The sequence below is a fragment of the Mesorhizobium sp. M0217 genome (assembly GCF_040321955.1).
GTDB lineage: Bacteria > Pseudomonadota > Alphaproteobacteria > Rhizobiales > Rhizobiaceae > Mesorhizobium.
This window is the reverse complement of sequence record NZ_JAMYSN010000019.1, coordinates 19,948-35,652: the sequence shown is the minus strand read 5'-3', so window position 1 is coordinate 35,652 and position 15,705 is coordinate 19,948. Positions and strand designations below refer to the sequence as shown.

Genomic DNA, 15,705 nt, shown 5'->3' with positions numbered 1-15,705 from the left:
TATTGCCTGACGGCGGGCAAGGAGAGTCACATGGCCGCGCTCCGCGCTACAAAAACCAACAACGAGGCCGACAACCCGTCGAGCCCTGTGTTGCGTTTTGGCCCTGACAAGCCGCTGAAGCTCGACGCCGGCACGCTTTTGTCGCCGTTCCAGATCGCCTACCAGACATATGGCGCCCTCAACGATGCCCGCACCAACGCCATCCTGGTCTGCCACGCGCTGACCGGCGACCAGCATGTCGCCAGCACCAATCCGGTGACCGGCAAGCCCGGCTGGTGGGAAGTGCTGATCGGTCCCGGCAAGATCATCGACACCAACCGCTTCTTCGTCATTTGCTCCAACGTCATCGGCGGCTGCCTCGGCTCCACGGGTCCGGCCTCGACCAATCCCGCCACCGGCAAGCCCTACGGCCTCGACCTGCCAATCATCACCATCCGCGACATGGTGCGGGCGCAACTGATGCTGGTCGACCATTTCGGCATCGAAAAGCTGTTTTGCGTGCTCGGCGGCTCGATGGGCGGCATGCAGGTGCTGGAATGGGCATCGTGCTATTCCGAGCGCGTCTTCTCGGCCCTGCCGATCGCCACAGGCGCACGCCATTCCTCGCAGAACATCGCCTTCCACGAGGTCGGCCGGCAGGCCGTCATGGCCGATCCGGACTGGCATGGCGGCAAATATTTCGAGCACGGCAAGCGCCCGGAAAAGGGGCTCGCCGTGGCGCGCATGGCCGCCCACATCACCTATCTGTCGGAAGCCGCCCTGCATCGGAAATTCGGCCGCAATCTGCAGGACCGCGAAGCGCTGACCTTCGGTTTCGACGCAGATTTCCAGATCGAAAGCTATCTGCGCCACCAGGGCATGACATTCGTCGACCGCTTCGACGCCAACTCCTACCTCTACATGACCCGTTCGATGGATTATTTCGACCTCGCCGCCGACCATGGCGGCCGGTTGGCAGATGCCTTTGCCGGGACCAAGACCCGCTTCTGCCTGGTGTCCTTCACCTCGGACTGGCTGTTCCCGACCGAGGAGAGCCGCTCGATCGTGCATGCGCTCAACGCCGCCGGCGCCTCCGTCTCCTTCGTCGAGATCGACACCGACCGCGGCCATGATGCCTTCCTGCTCGATGAACCCGAACTGTTTGCCGCCATCAAGGGCTTCATCGGCTCGGCGGCCCGCGCAAGGGGGCTCGCCTCATGAGCGTCAATGGCAGCCAGCGCGTCGACCTCGAAGTCGTGGCCAACCTGATACCGCCGCAGTCGCGGGTGCTCGATGTCGGCTCCGGCGACGGCCTGCTGCTCGAACTCCTGCAGGAGACCAAGCAGGTCGACGGCCGCGGGCTGGAGCTGTCACAGCGCGGCGTCAATGAATGCGTGGCGCGCGGTCTCTCGGTCATCCAGGGCGATGCCGATACCGACCTCGAATTCTATCCAGACAAGGGTTTTGACTTCGTCGTCCTGTCTCAGACGCTGCAGGCGACCCGCAACCCGAAGCTGGTGCTCGACGAGCTGCTGCGAATCGGCAACCGCGCCATCGTCTCCTTCCCCAATTTCGGCCACTGGCGGGTGCGGCTGTCGCTGTTCGTCAATGGCCGGATGCCGGTGACCGCGGACCTGCCCTATTCCTGGTACGACACGCCCAACATCCATTTCTGCACCATCCGCGACTTCGTCAATCTGGTCGAGGAACTCGGCGCTTCGGTCGAGAAAGCCACCGCGCTCGACGGCAACGGCCAGAAGATCGGACTGTCGATGCCATGGTGGTTCTGGAATTTCTTCGGCCAGCAAGCGGTGTTCTTGCTGAAGCGGTAGTTTGCCCCTATTCCAGCACGTCCGTCGCCTTGTGCGGGTGCTGAACGCCATCGGCGATGATCACATCGGCGTGGGAGTTGTCGGTGCGCAAGGCCAGAATCTCCCGATAGGCTGATGAATCGTACCAGCCCCACGCATGCGCCCTGTCCGGAAACTCGATGACGATCAGATGCCCGGGCCATTCGTTTTCGACCACGTCCATGTCGCCGCCGTGGACAAGGAAGCGGCCGCCGAACGGCTCCAATGTGGCGTCGATCCTCTGCAGATACTCGACAATCTGCGGGCCCATTGTGACTTGACGCATATGGGCGACGGCGTAGGCGGCCACGGCTGAACTCCCTGTGAGATCGAAGCCCGACGACCGGCTTCGTTGGCGCAATCTGCAGACATGATGGCCATCGGTCGATTACGTCTGGGGTAATCGGCCGGCTTACGGCGTCCTGGCTCAACAGTTTGTGATGACATTGCCGCTGGTTTTTTGTAGCGTCGAATCGAATGCCATCCCGGGGTAAGGCTTGGACGGCGACCATCAAAACCTCCGGCCTCCAGGCATTTCGGGGCACAATCGAAGCAACATGTCCAAGGCAACCGACCTCGCTCCGCTGATCTCGGTGATCACACCGACGCACAATCGCCGCAGCAAGGTGGTGCGCGCCGTGGAGAGCGTGCTGGCGCAGAATTTTCCCCGGTTCGAACACATTGTCGTCGATGACGGCTCGACCGACGGTACGGCAGCCGCACTTGCCGAAATCCGCGATCCACGGCTGATCTATGTTGGCTCGAAATGGCGCGGCGCCAATGCCGCCCGCAATGCCGGCATCGAGCGGGCGCAGGCGCCGGTGGTGACATTCCTCGATTCCGACGACGTCTATTTGCCGGATCGCCTGGCGCGGACGCTGGAGCAGTTCGACAACAATCCCTCACTCGAAGTGCTGATCAGTTCCTTCGTGTCGCTGAAGGGCAATCGCCGCACCAACTGCGTCAACCGCGAGGCGCTGCTGAGCCGCGACTCGCTGGAGCGGGCCCTTGTCGCGCAGACCATCTTCATTGCCGGGTCGGCAATCACCGCCCGGCGCGAGTCGCTGCTGGCCATCGGCGGCTACGACAGTGACGTCACGCGCATGCAGGATCGCGAATTGTTGCTGCGCTTTGCCCGTCGCAGCGGCGCGCAGCTGTCCGAAGTGATCGACTGGAAAAAGTACAACTCGGAGAATTCGATCTCCGGTCGCCGGGACGGCTATGTCGAAGCCTATGCGAGCTTGATCGACAAGCACCCCTATATCGCCGACCGCTACCCCTACATTCCGCCTTACATGATCGCCCGGCAGCTCATCGCCGATGCACTCAAGGGCAGGGTTTCGCAGGCGTTCTCCGGCTATATGGCCAACCGGTCGTCGAAGGCGCTTGGCTATTCGCTGCCGCAGCTGTTGCGTGGCTATGTCGGCGGCCGGCGCTGGCGCCGCGATCTCTATGCCGAATTTCGCGACAAATACGGTGCACGGCCGGCCTGAAGTTTGCCGACAAGCCGCGCAGCGGCTTTCCCCTCCGAACTGCCTCAAACCTCATTTGTCGAGTTCCGGCAGATATGGGTCGGAATATAGCCGCCGGTCGCGTTCGCCCTGTAGGCAGTCCATGGGTGCGGCGGCATCGATCGGGACCACGGTCGCATCGGCGATGCCGCTCACCTCCAGGATCAGCTTGCGGCGTATGGCGGTGGCGAATTCCGAGGCCGCATAGATCGGCAACACGAAGGAGCCTGGCCCACCGGTGACGCAGTCGTCATAATACTGGTCGAGATGGCTGAACGTCGGCGACGGGCTGATCAGGATCGGCAGGCCGTTGATGACGATGCCCTTGGCCACCGCCGCATCGCGTGTCGTGGCGACGGGCAGCCCGGTGTTGTTGGGACCGTCGCCGGAAATGTCGATGACGCTGCGTGGCGCATCGAACCCCGTGCCCTCGAACAGCCCGGCGCCGAAGGCAAGCGCACCGGAAATCGAGGTGCCGCGAAAGCTGCGGAACGGCCGCGCTTCTATTCTGTCGGCGAAGGCGTTGGCGCTCTCTGCGCTGTCGATCACCTGCCAGGCGATGACGCCATCCTCGCGCACGACGCCCGCCCATTCGAAATAGGCAAGCGCGATGCGCCCGGTGGTTCCCGAGCGCACGGCCTTGATGAAATCGGGATGCCTGAGCGCCTCGACATAGCCAGCGCGCTGCAGCGCGAACTCCCTCTCGTCCATCGACTGTGATATGTCGACGGCCAGCACCAGTTCGACATCCACGGCAACGGCCGGGGCAGCCACGGGCGTGGTGCAGGCAAGGCAGGCAAGCAGGCTGAGCGCATCGAGCATGGCCGCACCACGGATGTTTCGACCCGTGAATCTTCGCCGCGATCGCGGCGAAATAAAGCCCCTTCTACTTCTTTCGCCGCACGGCCGCTTTCGGCGGCGGGTCGATGGCGCCGGTCCTGACTCGGGCGGGTTTCAATGGCGCAGCACCCGTATCCTTCACGATGTTCAATGCGCGTGGAAAGAAATGACCATTGTGCAGTCCGCGCCCGATGTTGAGGATCGCGGTTTCCGGCAGGCGTTTCTCCAGCATGGACAGTACCCTTCGCAGCGAAGGACCATCGAACGCGTCCATCGCTTCGTCGATGATCACCCATTTCGGCTGCCGCAAGGCCAGCCTGGCGAAGGCCAGCGACCGCTGTTCGTCATCGTTGAGTTCCCGCTCCCAGCGTGCGGAACGGTCGAGCAAGGATGACAGCCGCTCGAGGCCGACCTCGGCCAGCACCGCCCCAAAATCAGCATCGCCAGCCGGCGCCGAGCCATTCGGATGCAGCACTTCGCGTAACGTGCCGGCAGGAAAATACGGAACACGCGGCACGAAAATCGGCGTTTCTCCGGCCGGCAAGCCGATCCGCCCGCTGCCCCAGGGCCAAAGGCCGGCAATGGCGCGGAAGAACAATGTCTTGCCGGCGCCTGGGTCGCCGGTGATCATGACGCGCTCACCGGGATGGATCTCGACATGGCTGTCTGAAAGTTTGGTGCGGCCCTCCGGCGAGGCCACTTGGAGCTTCTCGAAGGTCAGGCTGCCATTGGCGTTATCGCCGAATTCGATGCGCTTTTCCTTGTCGTGCAACACATCGGTTTCATCGAGCGCAATGCGGAAGTCGGCAACGCGCATCAGCGTGGCGCGCCAGTCGGCGATGCCGCCGATATTGTTGATGAACCAGCGCAGCGACGAGTGCACCTGGTTGAAGGCGCCGACCGCCATCATCAACCCGCCAAAGCTGATATCGCCTGAAAAATAGACCGGCGATGCCACAAGGATCGGCGCCACCACGGTGATCCAGCCATAGGTATCGGTCACCCAGGAAAGGTTGATCTGCGCTTTGTAGATGTTTCGCATCGCGCCCAGCACCGTGCCAAGGTCGATTTCGAGCCGTCTCTTGGCATCGGCTTCGCCGTGATAGAGCGCGATGGCGTCGACATTCTCGTTGACGCGCACCATCCCGGAACGCAGCTCGGCCTCGCGGGTGTAGCGGTCGCTGTTGAGGCGGATCAGCGGCCGCCCGACCAGCCAGCTCAGCCAGGAGGCGATGCCGGCATAGAGGAACGCGGCCCAGACCATGTAGCCCGGTATCGCCAGCGACCAGCCGTTGATGTGGAAGACGAAGCCCGACGAGAGTTGCCAAAGCACGCCGACGAACGACACCAGCAGGATGAAGGATTGCAGCAGGCCGACGCCGAGGTCCGTCGACAGATCGGACAGATGCGCGGCATCCTGCTGCATGCGCTGGTCGGGATTGACGCCGATGGCGCCGGCATTGGCGAGCCGGAAGGCCCGCGCCGGCCGCATCCATTGGTCGATCAGGTCGAGCGTCAGCGCCTCGCGCAGCTTCAGCCGGATCATCTGGTTGAGCCAGGTCTGAGCGATGTTGAGCAGGAGCAGCGTGCCGGCAATCACGGCAAAGATCATCAGCTGATGCAGGAAGGCCGCCATGTCGCGACGCGCCAGCGCATCGTAGAAAGGCTGGTTCCAGCGGTTGAGCAGAACCTGGCCGATCGACGTGGCGACGATGACCGCCATAATGCCGACCGACGTCCAGACCAGCCACTTGCGCACCGGTGAGCCTACCAGCGCCCGTTTGATCGTCGCCACCTGATCGCGCAGGCTGCTGGCTTCGACGGTTGCCGGCTGAGCGGTGGCGGACTTGTCCGGTTGATCAGCCATGCACGAGGTCCTTGCGTTCAGAAGCGTTGCTGAACCAGATGGAGAGACTTGAAGGCATCCGCCGCTCAAACGGACCGCGAATGCATCTGCGACAGATAGGTGGGAAAAACCCACGCAACACCAGTTTTCATGATGATCACGAAGGTGTCACCTGACGCGTCGTCGATGTCACCCCTTCCGCCCGGCGGCCAAGCCGCGTCGCACCGTGCGGTGACAGTACCGGCACGAAGACACGGCGCGAGGCGCGCTGCGCGACCGGCACGCCCTGATAGAGCCGCTTCTGCGCCTCGACCACGATGACGCCGGAAAAGATCGGCCAGAACCGCCGGCCGGCGCGCTCCAGCACATTGTGGAACCGCATCATGAAGCGCCGCGGCGATGGCGGGAAGAACAGCGCGTCGGACCAGGAAGCCGGTGTGAAATTCGCCTCGCGCAGCAATTCTGTCAGCTGGCCGCGCGAGAACGGCCGGCCATTGCCGAACGGCGTGTGCTCGAACCGCGCCCAGACACCGCGCCGGTTGGGCACGACGATGACGACGCGCCCTGCCGGCGACAGCACCCGCCAGATCTCGTTCAGCGTCTCGCGCGGGTTTTCGACATGTTCGAGCGAATGCACGAGCAGCATGCGGTCGATGCAGGAATCGACCAGCGGCAATTCCTCGTCGAAGACCAGCGCCGTAGCCGTCGGCCCGTTCGCCGGCCAGACGACGGCGCCTTGCGTAGCAGGCATGAAGGCAAACACCCGCTCGGCATCGGTGCCGAACCGCTCCAGCCACGGCAAGGTATAGCCGAGCCCGACCAGCCGCTCATTGGGCACTGTTGCCCATATTGAGGACAGCGCCATGGTGATCGAGCGTTCAGCCAGGCGGCCGAGCGTGGTCGAATAGAAGGAGCGGAGATCGACGATATCGGAATGCATGCGCGGGACGGTAGCTGCGATGCCGCCCAAGTTCAACAAAGCCGGCACGTTCTGCAAAGCTAGATGACATCAGCGGCCAAGCGCCCTATGTCTGCGCCAACAGATGGAGAGATGCCAATGCCCGTCGAAATCGAACAGTTCATGTGCCGCAGCGACAATTTCGGCGTGCTGGTGCATGACCCGAAAAGCGGCGAGACCGCCATTATCGACGCACCCGAAGAAGCGCCGATCATTGCCGCTATCGAGCGTACCGGCTGGAAGCCGACAATGATCCTGACCACCCACCACCATGTCGACCATGTCGAGGCCAATCTGGCGCTGAAGGAGCGCTTCAAGCTGCGCATCGTCGGACCGGAGGCGGAAAAGGAAAAGATCCCCGGCATCGACGAGACCGTCGGGCAAGGCTCGGTCGTCCATCTCGGCGGTGAGCGGATCGATGTCATCGCCACGCCCGGCCACACTGCGGGCCATGTCTCCTATCATTTTCCGGCCTCGAAAGTGGCGTTCACCGCCGACACTTTGTTCGCGCTCGGCTGCGGCCGGCTGTTCGAATGCAAGCCGCCGGTGATGTATGAGTCGCTGAAGAAGCTCGCCGCACTCCCGGCGGACACGGTCATCTATTGCGGCCATGAGTATACGCTTTCGAACGCCCGCTTTGCGTTGACCGTCGACCCGACCAATTCGGCGCTCAGGGAACGCGCCGCCAAAATCGAGACCCTGCGCGCCGACAACAAGGCGACGCTGCCGACCACGATCGGCGAGGAATTGTCGACCAATCCGTTCCTGCGCTGGCACGACCCGGCGATCCGCAAGCATCTCGGTATGGAGGCGGCCCCGGACGCCGAAGTGTTCGCGGAAATCCGCAAGCGCAAGGACAATTTCTGAGCATCGTACCGGGATCAGCCATGACCAGCGCCGCTGAAATCATCGCCACGCTCGGCCTCAAGCCGCATCCGGAAGGCGGCTGGTATGCCGAGACCTTTCGCGACGGCGCCGGTGGCGCGCGTGGCCATTCGACGGCGATCTATTTCCTCCTTGAACAGGACCAGATTTCGGCCTGGCACCGGGTCAAGGACGCGGCCGAGGTCTGGCACTTCCATGCCGGAGCGCCGCTGGCGCTGTCGATGTGCGAGGAAGGTAGTCCAATGCTTAACCAGGTGATCGAGCAGGTGCTCGGCATTGAGCTTGCGGCGGGCGAGCGGCCGCAGATCGTCGTGCCGGCCGGCTGGTGGCAATCGGCGCGCAGCCTCGGCGAATGGACGTTGGTCGGCTGCACCGTGGCGCCGGGCTTCGACTTCGCCGCGTTTGAAATGGCCGAGCCGGGCTGGCAGCCTTAGGCCAGAAGAAAACCAAGAGTTATGCAGAGCTGGGCGGCATAGTAGAGCACCCAGACCGCATAACGGATGCCGGCGCGATAGGGTGCTATTGCCGGAACCAGGAATTTCTCCGCGGCAAGCAGCCCGTCCGATGCCATGAACATAACAGCGCCGCCGATGACCCACGGATTGGCGAGCGTCAACGCCGAGATGCCCATCGCCAGAATGGCCGCGATATAGATGGCGATCGGCACCCGCAGGCCGGGACTGACACGGCGCCAGAGCGCCGCCAGCATGACGACTGCGAAGGCCGCCATGGCAAGCGCGATGGCGCCGCGCCATGTCTCGGTGCTGAGCACATCCAGCCCGCCGCCGCCGAGCAGGAAGAGCGGCACATAGAGGACATGCGCCGCAAGGAAGCTGGCCAGCCCGCCGAGGAAGGCCTTTTCGCCGTCACGCGACAGGAAGGCATCGCCGACGCCGCTGAGCAGCAGTGCGACGACGAGCAACAGCGGCCCACCTTGCATGAAGGCGAGTGCCGCAAGCATGGCCACGGCCAGCGTCTTTGCCGCCGAGCGGGCCAGCGTCGGCCGCATATCCAGGGTGAAGGCGTAGATCACTGCCGCCACCAGCGAAAAAATCAATGTTGCATTTGCGTTGGCGTCGATGCCGCCGGCAAACGGCATCGTCATGCGCTTGCCCCGCCAGTTGCCGCCTTGCGCAGGAACAACGATTTCGCCGCCAGCGCCGCGCCGCCGGTGATCAGTACGCAGGCAGCCAGGATACGCAGCGACGGCTCGGCAACGCCCGCCGCGATCAGCACCAATGTCGACAGCAGTGGCGCCGCATAGCTTGCCGCGCCGAGCACCTGGATGTTGCCTCGTTTGACGCCGATATCCCAGGCGTAGAAGGCGGCACCCACCGGCATCAACCCCAAACCAACCACCGCCAGCCACTGGCCGGGGCCATCGGGCAGCACCGTCTTTTCCAGCAGAAGATGGCAGATGAGGGACAGGGCTGCCGTGGCGGCGCAGAACCAGGTGACGATCGAGGTCGGCACCGCCGGAAAGCGCCGCGACAGCAGCGAATAGGACGACCACAGCAGCGCACAGACGGCCGCCATCGCATAGCCGAAGGTGTAGCGAGCATCGAAGGCGAGGCCGCCACCCTTGGTGACGATCAGCACGGTCCCGGCGAGCCCGAGCAGCGCGCCGACGACATGGTTCCAGGCCAGCTTCTCGCCCGGCATCAGCGCTGATCCCAGCACGATCAGCAGCGGCCACAGATAGGCGATCAGGCTTGCCTCGACCGCCGGCGCGTTGCGCAGCGCGGTGAAATAGAAGAAATGGTAGCCGAACAGTCCGGCAATGCCGATCACCCAGACCTGGCGTGGGATCTTCAGGCTTTTATCGGTCGCCGGCATGAACAGCCGGGCAACCAACCCGACGGCGGTGCCGATGGTGAAGGTGATGGCCGAGAGCAAGAATGGCGGCACGGCGCCCGACGCATCGGTGAGCAACGCCAGCAGCGCCCACATGGCGACCGCCGAGAAACCGATCAGTGTTGCGCGCCCCATGCCCGTCTCCGGCGACTCGCCCCATTCTATTCGGGTGGGCGCGTCTATTCAGTAGCTTCGAACCGCCCCGCGCTGACAGTCAAGGTGCCGATCTGCGTCCCGACCGTGGCGTGGATCGGCGCATATATGCCGGTTTGGCCGAGCGGTGCAAACGTCACCATCATCTGGCTCTTCTTCTTCAGGTAATTCAGCGCCTTGCGGCCCTTGCGGTAGCCTGCCACCGGCTCGAAGCTCATCTTGCAGGTAACGGTGTCGCCCTTGTAACCCTTGACCGAGATCGATCCTTTCGAGGCGTAGGTCAGCGTCAGGTCGGCGCGCATCTCGCCGTCATAGAATTTCACCTTGCGCCCGCAGACCTGGTCGAGGCTGTCGGCATGGATAACGGTAGCCGCCATGGGATCGAGCACAGATGCCAGATCGTTGCTGCCCAGCGGTATCCAGTTTTTGGGATTGCGCTTTTTCGGTTCGGGAATGACCTGGGTGGCGGTCACCGCGCCATTGGCAAAGCGGATATCGACCATGGAAGCCTTCTTGCCGGACTTATAATCGGCGCGAAATACCTGTGGCTGCATCTGCTTGCCCAGGATCTTGCCCTTTGACGAGATCGTGCCGCTCGTGTCGTCGAACAAGGTGGCGAGACCCGCGCTGGAGACGGTGCCGTCTATGGAATAGCTACCGCCTTCGTAGTGGCTGGAAAATGTCGCCTTGGCCACGGAAAGGCCGAGGAACGACACCGTGTATTCGCCCTTGAAGGACTGTGCGGTGGCTGCGGGCGCGGCGGCAAGGGTTGATGTCGGCAAGGCGGCGACAAGTATGGCGACAACGGCATGTGACGGGCGAAGCATGGCGGGCTCGGTCCTTGATTTTTTTTAACCGGAGGCGGGCGACTCCGGCTTGAGATGTCCCTGTCCGACCGCTTATAGGCTGAATTCCGGCCTTTATGTGAAACGCTCGTCACAGTCGTGGGTAAGCCGGAGCTTGACGCATTGGCGAAATGCAACTATGGAACGCCAACTTTTCCATAAGGCCGCCTGACTGAAACCGCGCGCCACCCGGCGCGGGCGAACAAGGTTTGGCAGGCTAGACAGAACTGAAGGTTAGAACCATGTCCCGCACCTGCGAACTCACTGCCAAGGCAGTCCAGACCGGCAACAATGTGAGCCACGCCAACAACAAGACCAAGCGCCGCTTCCTGCCGAACCTCGTCAATGTGACGCTGATTTCGGAAGCGCTGAACCAGAATGTGCGCCTGCGCATTTCGGCCAACGCGCTGCGTTCGGTCGAGCATCGCGGCGGCCTCGACGCCTTCCTGGCCAAGGCCGACGCCAAGGAATTGTCGCAGCGCGCGCGCCTGTTGAAGAAGCAGATCGCCAAGAAGCTGGCCGACCAGCCCGCCGCTTAACGATATCAAGGCGGGGGACGACCGCCCTGAGCATCGGAGCAATCCGATGCTCAAAACTTCTAAGGCAGCAGCATCGGAGCAATCCGATGCTCAAAACTTGCAAGGCAGCGCGACCCGAACTTCGGCTAGCGCCTGGCTGGTTCCATTACCCAGGATAAAAAAATGACTTCCTTCTCGCGATATCTGCCCTTTGTGGCCGCCATGGCGCTTGTCGTCGTGGCATCGAACATCCTCGTGCAGTTCCCGATGCAGGGCCAGGCCGGCGGTCTGTCGCTGGGCGACATCCTGACCTGGGGCGCCTTCACCTATCCCTTCTCCTTCCTGGTCACCGACCTTGCCAACCGCCGCTACGGGCCGACCGTGGCGCGCCGCATCGTCCTTGTCGGCTTCATGATCGCTGTGGTCTGCTCGATCCTCGTCCCGCCCTTCCTGTTTCGCCACGGCCTGATCGAGTTCGAGACATCAGCCGACCGGCTGGTGCGCATCGCCGCAGCTTCCGGCGCGGCCTTCCTTTGCGCGCAATTGCTCGACGTCACCGTCTTCAACCGGTTGCGCCGGCAGAGCTGGTGGCGCGCGCCGATCGTCGGCACGCTGGTCGGCTCGGTGTTCGACACCCTGGTGTTCTTCAGCATCGCCTTTTCGACCGCCTTCGCTTTTGCCGGCCCGAACGACAGTTTTGCGCTGGAGACGGCGCCGCTGATGGGCGTGCTGCCGGTCGAGACCATGCGCTGGGTCTCCTGGGCGCTGGGCGACCTTTCGGTGAAGCTGATCATCGCTGTTGTGGCCCTGATCCCCTACCGGCTGCTCGCCGCCCACTGGAGCCAGCCGACCGTGGCTGTCTAGGCCGTGATCCCTTGGGTCCAGCTCGGCTCGGCCAAAACGCCTGACGGCGGACAGGAACTGCGCCTCAAGCAGCGCGGCAGCGAATTCTCGATCATGCTCGGCACCAATGAGCTGATGAACAGCCGCCTCAGCGGCTCCGAGGAAGCGCTGGCCAAGCTCTCCTGTGAAAAGATCGGCGGCAGCGCCCAACCGAAAATCCTGATCGGCGGCCTCGGCATGGGTTTTACGCTGCGCGCTGCGCTTGCCCAATTGGGCGCCGACGCAGGCATCACGGTTGCCGAGCTTGTCCCCGCCGTCATCGCCTGGGCGCGCGGCCCCATGGAGGCGGTCTTCGCCGGCTGTCTCGACGATCCCCGTGTGACGGTTCGCGAAGCCGACGTCGGGCACATCATAAGATCCGACAAGGCAGCCTGGGACGCCATCCTGCTCGATGTCGACAATGGCCCCGAAGGCATCGTCTACAAGGGCAACGACGCCCTCTATGGCGCTGCCGGCCTCGGCGCGGCGCGTACAGCGCTCAGGCCCGGAGGCGTGCTGGCTGTTTGGTCGCAAGGCCCCGATGCCGGCTTCACACGTAGGCTCAAGCAGGCGGGCTTTGTCGTGGACGAGGTGAAGACGCGCGCGAATGGCAAGCGCGGCGCGCGCCACGTCATCTGGATCGCCACCAAGCCTTAGGGCTCTCAATCCTGGTGCAGGATGAATTCCAGATAGAGGTTGCGCTGCAGGATCGAGTGGTTGTCGTCCGAGATCAGCGACACCATCAGCGCTCCGTCATCGCGGGTCCAGACGTCGAGTCCTTCCATATTGTCGATCTGGTAGCCCATGTCGGCTTCCATCAGCACCGGTCCGTCGGCAACCGCGCCCTTCTCGACGCTTTCGCCATAGATGCACCTTAGCCGCATCCTGACACCGCCGGCCATCGAGAAACTGCGCTCCAAAAGCAGCAGGTCGCCATCCGGCAGGAAGGCGCCGTCAGTGATGTCGAAATCACCGTTGCGCTTGACCGTGAAGACGCCCTTGTGCGGCCCTTCGATGATGGCGGCATAGATGTTGCCAGCCTTGTCCAAGCTCTTTTCCGAGACCACGACGAGGCCGCCCTCGTGCTGGCCGCTAGGATTGGTGTGGGTGACCGTCTCGAAACCGCGGTTCTGTCGCAGTTCGCGGGCTGGAATCAGAAAGTTCAGTTGCTTGAAAGGCGCCGTCATGTTGCTGGGGTCGATCTTGAACTGGGCGACGCGGTGATCGCGCTCGAAGCCGACGGTGGCGATGCCGTCCTTGACTGCAAGGCCCTCGGCATCGACTTCCCATTTCCTGTCGATCGGCCGGCCCTTCTCATCGACCATCTGCTGCATGCGGAAATTCTGGATGCCGGACGGCCGCTTGTCGGCATCATGGGTGATCGAGCCGAAGAACCAGAAGCCCGTATCGGCGACGCCGATGAAATCGCTACCGGGTTTGACGAACCGAAATGCCGACAGCGCGCCGAAATCGCGCGTCGTCGAGTTCATCTCAAGACCGCCGACGAATTCCAGCGGCCCAAACTGCTTGTCGGCGCTGCCGATATGGAAGGTGGTGATCGGCCGCGCCGAGACTTCGACCGGCTCGACCGCGCTTGGGCCGGCGGCGATGGCCGGCGCAAACGCCATGCCGGACAAGGCAGTGACCGCGAAGAGCATCTGCCGAAACCCGCCGCGCAAAAAAATCATCCGGCGCGCCGGTAGCCGCCGCGGCGTGTATCGCGCACGTTTTCCTCGGCGAACAGCGAGGCCAGCTGCTCGGTCATGGCGCCGGCCAGTTCCTCGGCATCGACGATGGTGACGGCGCGCCTGTAATAGCGGGTGACGTCGTGGCCGATGCCGATGGCCAGAAGCTCGACCGGCGAGCGCGTCTCGATCAGCTCGATGACGGCGCGCAGGTGCCGCTCGAGATAGTTGCCAGGATTGACCGACAGCGTCGAATCGTCAACCGGCGCGCCGTCCGAGATCATCATCAGGATCTTGCGCTGTTCGGGCCGGGCGATCAGCCGGTTGTGCGCCCATAACAACGCCTCGCCGTCGATGTTTTCCTTGAGCAGGCCCTCGCGCATCATCAGGCCGAGATTGCGCCGGGCGCGGCGCCACGGATGATCGGCGGATTTGTAGATGATGTGGCGCAGATCGTTGAGCCGGCCGGGGTTCGGCGGCTTGCCGTCCTTCAGCCATTTCTCGCGCGCCTGTCCGCCCTTCCACGCCCGCGTGGTGAAGCCGAGGATCTCGACCGAGACGCCGCAGCGCTCCAGCGTGCGCGCCAGAATGTCGGCACAGGTGGCGGCAACCGTGATCGGCCGGCCGCGCATCGAGCCCGAATTGTCGAGCACCAGCGTCACCACCGTGTCGCGGAATTTGGTGTCGCGCTCCTGCTTGAACGACAAGGGCTGCATCGGATCGATGACGACACGAACCAGGCGTGCCGGATCGAGATAACCCTCTTCGAGGTCGAAATCCCAGGAACGGTTCTGCTGCGCCATCAGGCGGCGCTGCAGCCGGTTGGCGAGCCGTCCGACGACGCCGGAGAGATTGGCCAGTTGCTTGTCGAGGAAGGCGCGCAGCCGGTCGAGTTCTTCTTCCTCGCACAGCTCTTCCGCACCGACGGTCTCGTCGAAGGCGGTGGTGAAAACCTTGTAGTCGATCTCTTTCGGCAGGTTGGCGAACGGGTTGTCGTTACGGCGCGCCTCGCCCGGCGTTTCGGCGTCCGCATCGTCATCGTCGGAAAGATCGTCGGCAGTGGCGTCGGAGGCCTCAGTCTCGGACGACTGTTCGTCGTCGGCCGAGGCCTCGGCATCCTCGGATTGCGACTGCTCGGAGCCGGAATCCTCTTCGCCGCCCTCCTCGCTCTGCTCCTCGCCTTGCGGCTGGTTCTCGTCATTGTCCTCGGAGTCTTCGGTCTCCTGATCGTCGCCGAGTTCCTCGGCCATCTCCATGGACGCCAGCATCTCACGCACGACGCGGGCGAAGGCCTGCTGGTCGCCAAGCTTGGCCGACAGTCCGTCGAGATCGGCCTTGGCCTTCTCCTCGACCCAGGGCCGCCAGAGTTCGACCAGCCGCTCGCCGCTCTTCGGGATCGGCCGCCCGGTCAGCTTCTCGCGCACCATCAGCGCCAGCGCTTCCTCGATCGGCGCGTCGGCCTTGTCCTTGACGTCGACAAGGTTGGCCTTGGCGTATTTGTCCTCCAGCATGGAGCCGATATTGTCGGCGACGCCCTGCATGGCGCGGCTGCCGATCGCCTCGACGCGGGCCTGTTCCACGGCGTCATAGATCGAGCGCGCCAGCTTGCCTTCCGGCGCCAGTTTGGTGTGGATACGCTGATCGTGGCAGGCGCGCTTCAGCGCCATGGAATCGCCCAGGCCACGAGTAATCGCGATGTCTGTCTTGGACGCTTTCTTCGGCAGTTCGGGCAGACGGGCGCGGCTGCCGGCGAGCGCCGGGCGGTCCTTGGCGAAACCGACTTCGAGCTCCTTGTCGCCGGCGATTGCGCGCATGCAGACGGTGACGGCACGCTTGAAGCTGTCGGCTTCAGACCCCGTCTTCGACTTGTTGCGCGTGTTGTCGCCCGGACCCGCCATC

Annotated in this window: 17 protein-coding genes; 8 read left to right on the top strand and 9 right to left on the bottom strand. The window is 63.6% G+C overall.

Going from position 1 to position 15,705, the window contains the following annotated elements:
* The first annotated feature begins 30 nt into the window (after positions 1 to 30).
* Both metX and metW read left to right on the top strand, forming a co-directional pair.
* Positions 31 to 1,200 (top strand): homoserine O-acetyltransferase MetX, encoded by a 1,170-nt coding sequence (gene metX / locus NKJ18_RS24520; RefSeq protein WP_023685352.1) that lies wholly within the window; start codon positions 31 to 33, stop codon positions 1,198 to 1,200.
* Positions 1,197 to 1,811: a methionine biosynthesis protein MetW gene (metW, locus tag NKJ18_RS24515; protein WP_023673299.1), complete on the top strand. Its 615-nt coding sequence runs from the start codon at positions 1,197 to 1,199 to the stop codon at positions 1,809 to 1,811. The genes metX and metW overlap by 4 nt, the downstream gene beginning before the upstream one ends.
* A gap of 7 nt (positions 1,812 to 1,818) precedes the next feature.
* Here the strand turns inward: metW and NKJ18_RS24510 are convergent, their stop codons facing one another.
* Positions 1,819 to 2,139, bottom strand: a complete 321-nt coding sequence (locus NKJ18_RS24510; RefSeq protein WP_023694041.1) for a DUF1330 domain-containing protein — start codon at positions 2,137 to 2,139, stop codon at positions 1,819 to 1,821.
* A gap of 247 nt (positions 2,140 to 2,386) precedes the next feature.
* On the opposite strand from NKJ18_RS24510, the gene NKJ18_RS24505 reads away from it, so the two are divergent.
* On the top strand, positions 2,387 to 3,322 hold the full coding sequence (locus NKJ18_RS24505) for a glycosyltransferase family 2 protein (protein ID WP_023673297.1): 936 nt from the start codon (positions 2,387 to 2,389) through the stop codon (positions 3,320 to 3,322).
* Positions 3,323 to 3,373: 51 nt separating this feature from the next.
* On the opposite strand, the gene NKJ18_RS24500 is transcribed toward NKJ18_RS24505, so the two are convergent.
* The 3 genes from NKJ18_RS24500 to NKJ18_RS24490 form a co-directional block, all read right to left on the bottom strand.
* Positions 3,374 to 4,162, bottom strand: coding sequence for a DUF1194 domain-containing protein (locus tag NKJ18_RS24500; protein WP_023714977.1), 789 nt, complete (start codon positions 4,160 to 4,162; stop codon positions 3,374 to 3,376).
* A 64-nt stretch (positions 4,163 to 4,226) separates the two neighbouring features.
* Positions 4,227 to 6,047 carry an ABC transporter ATP-binding protein/permease gene (locus NKJ18_RS24495; RefSeq protein ID WP_352760053.1) on the bottom strand — a complete coding sequence of 607 codons (1,821 nt, stop codon included), beginning with the start codon at positions 6,045 to 6,047 and terminating at the stop codon, positions 4,227 to 4,229.
* Positions 6,048 to 6,183: 136 nt separating this feature from the next.
* Positions 6,184 to 6,966, bottom strand: a complete 783-nt coding sequence (locus NKJ18_RS24490) for a class I SAM-dependent methyltransferase (RefSeq protein WP_023670688.1) — start codon at positions 6,964 to 6,966, stop codon at positions 6,184 to 6,186.
* A gap of 117 nt (positions 6,967 to 7,083) precedes the next feature.
* On the opposite strand from NKJ18_RS24490, the gene gloB reads away from it, so the two are divergent.
* The gene (gloB, locus tag NKJ18_RS24485) at positions 7,084 to 7,851 is read left to right on the top strand and encodes a hydroxyacylglutathione hydrolase (protein WP_023701385.1); all 768 of its coding nucleotides are present in this window, start codon (positions 7,084 to 7,086) and stop codon (positions 7,849 to 7,851) included.
* Between the two features lie 20 nt (positions 7,852 to 7,871).
* The gene (locus NKJ18_RS24480; RefSeq protein WP_023828397.1) at positions 7,872 to 8,303 is read left to right on the top strand and encodes a cupin domain-containing protein; all 432 of its coding nucleotides are present in this window, start codon (positions 7,872 to 7,874) and stop codon (positions 8,301 to 8,303) included.
* Here NKJ18_RS24480 and NKJ18_RS24475 read toward each other — a convergent pair.
* The 3 genes from NKJ18_RS24475 to NKJ18_RS24465 are packed head-to-tail and all read right to left on the bottom strand — an operon-like array spanning position 8,300 to position 10,703.
* A complete protein-coding gene (locus NKJ18_RS24475) occupies positions 8,300 to 8,974 on the bottom strand; it encodes a lysoplasmalogenase family protein (protein WP_023699113.1) in 675 nt (224 codons plus the stop codon). The genes NKJ18_RS24480 and NKJ18_RS24475 overlap by 4 nt on opposite strands.
* Entirely contained in the window at positions 8,971 to 9,858 is an 888-nt protein-coding gene (gene yddG, locus NKJ18_RS24470) for an aromatic amino acid exporter YddG (RefSeq protein WP_023670684.1), read from the bottom strand. Before yddG ends, NKJ18_RS24475 begins: the two co-directional genes overlap by 4 nt.
* Before the next feature lie 44 nt (positions 9,859 to 9,902).
* Positions 9,903 to 10,703, bottom strand: a complete 801-nt coding sequence (locus NKJ18_RS24465; protein WP_023670683.1) for a DUF3108 domain-containing protein — start codon at positions 10,701 to 10,703, stop codon at positions 9,903 to 9,905.
* Between the two features lie 260 nt (positions 10,704 to 10,963).
* On the opposite strand from NKJ18_RS24465, the gene rpmB reads away from it, so the two are divergent.
* From rpmB to NKJ18_RS24450, 3 genes are all read left to right on the top strand, one after another.
* Positions 10,964 to 11,260 (top strand): 50S ribosomal protein L28, encoded by a 297-nt coding sequence (gene rpmB, locus NKJ18_RS24460; RefSeq protein ID WP_023670682.1) that lies wholly within the window; start codon positions 10,964 to 10,966, stop codon positions 11,258 to 11,260.
* Between the two features lie 162 nt (positions 11,261 to 11,422).
* Positions 11,423 to 12,103 (top strand): queuosine precursor transporter, encoded by a 681-nt coding sequence (locus tag NKJ18_RS24455; protein WP_352760048.1) that lies wholly within the window; start codon positions 11,423 to 11,425, stop codon positions 12,101 to 12,103.
* Positions 12,104 to 12,106: 3 nt separating this feature from the next.
* Positions 12,107 to 12,778 (top strand): spermidine synthase, encoded by a 672-nt coding sequence (locus tag NKJ18_RS24450; protein WP_023745803.1) that lies wholly within the window; start codon positions 12,107 to 12,109, stop codon positions 12,776 to 12,778.
* A gap of 5 nt (positions 12,779 to 12,783) precedes the next feature.
* Here the strand turns inward: NKJ18_RS24450 and NKJ18_RS24445 are convergent, their stop codons facing one another.
* Together NKJ18_RS24445 and cobT are read right to left on the bottom strand one after the other, a co-directional pair.
* Positions 12,784 to 13,809, bottom strand: coding sequence for an esterase-like activity of phytase family protein (locus tag NKJ18_RS24445; RefSeq protein WP_023711705.1), 1,026 nt, complete (start codon positions 13,807 to 13,809; stop codon positions 12,784 to 12,786).
* Positions 13,806 to 15,704 carry a cobaltochelatase subunit CobT gene (gene cobT / locus NKJ18_RS24440; RefSeq protein WP_023685363.1) on the bottom strand — a complete coding sequence of 633 codons (1,899 nt, stop codon included), beginning with the start codon at positions 15,702 to 15,704 and terminating at the stop codon, positions 13,806 to 13,808. Before cobT ends, NKJ18_RS24445 begins: the two co-directional genes overlap by 4 nt.
* Position 15,705 lies beyond the last annotated feature (1 nt).

What these genes read in the sequence shown, in the direction of transcription:
- NKJ18_RS24475 (WP_023699113.1), bottom strand. Translation starts at nt 8,974, where the DNA reads ATGACGATGCCGTTTGCCGGCGGCATCGACGCCAACGCAAATGCAACA.
- NKJ18_RS24480 (WP_023828397.1), top strand. Translation starts at nt 7,872, where the DNA reads ATGACCAGCGCCGCTGAAATCATCGCCACGCTCGGCCTCAAGCCGCAT.
- NKJ18_RS24445 (WP_023711705.1), bottom strand. Translation starts at nt 13,809, where the DNA reads ATGATTTTTTTGCGCGGCGGGTTTCGGCAGATGCTCTTCGCGGTCACT.
- metW (WP_023673299.1), top strand. Translation starts at nt 1,197, where the DNA reads ATGAGCGTCAATGGCAGCCAGCGCGTCGACCTCGAAGTCGTGGCCAAC.
- NKJ18_RS24495 (WP_352760053.1), bottom strand. Translation starts at nt 6,047, where the DNA reads ATGGCTGATCAACCGGACAAGTCCGCCACCGCTCAGCCGGCAACCGTC.
- NKJ18_RS24505 (WP_023673297.1), top strand. Translation starts at nt 2,387, where the DNA reads ATGTCCAAGGCAACCGACCTCGCTCCGCTGATCTCGGTGATCACACCG.
- NKJ18_RS24455 (WP_352760048.1), top strand. Translation starts at nt 11,423, where the DNA reads ATGACTTCCTTCTCGCGATATCTGCCCTTTGTGGCCGCCATGGCGCTT.
- metX (WP_023685352.1), top strand. Translation starts at nt 31, where the DNA reads ATGGCCGCGCTCCGCGCTACAAAAACCAACAACGAGGCCGACAACCCG.
- NKJ18_RS24490 (WP_023670688.1), bottom strand. Translation starts at nt 6,966, where the DNA reads ATGCATTCCGATATCGTCGATCTCCGCTCCTTCTATTCGACCACGCTC.
- NKJ18_RS24500 (WP_023714977.1), bottom strand. Translation starts at nt 4,162, where the DNA reads ATGCTCGATGCGCTCAGCCTGCTTGCCTGCCTTGCCTGCACCACGCCC.
- NKJ18_RS24465 (WP_023670683.1), bottom strand. Translation starts at nt 10,703, where the DNA reads ATGCTTCGCCCGTCACATGCCGTTGTCGCCATACTTGTCGCCGCCTTG.
- cobT (WP_023685363.1), bottom strand. Translation starts at nt 15,704, where the DNA reads ATGGCGGGTCCGGGCGACAACACGCGCAACAAGTCGAAGACGGGGTCT.
- rpmB (WP_023670682.1), top strand. Translation starts at nt 10,964, where the DNA reads ATGTCCCGCACCTGCGAACTCACTGCCAAGGCAGTCCAGACCGGCAAC.
- yddG (WP_023670684.1), bottom strand. Translation starts at nt 9,858, where the DNA reads ATGGGGCGCGCAACACTGATCGGTTTCTCGGCGGTCGCCATGTGGGCG.
- gloB (WP_023701385.1), top strand. Translation starts at nt 7,084, where the DNA reads ATGCCCGTCGAAATCGAACAGTTCATGTGCCGCAGCGACAATTTCGGC.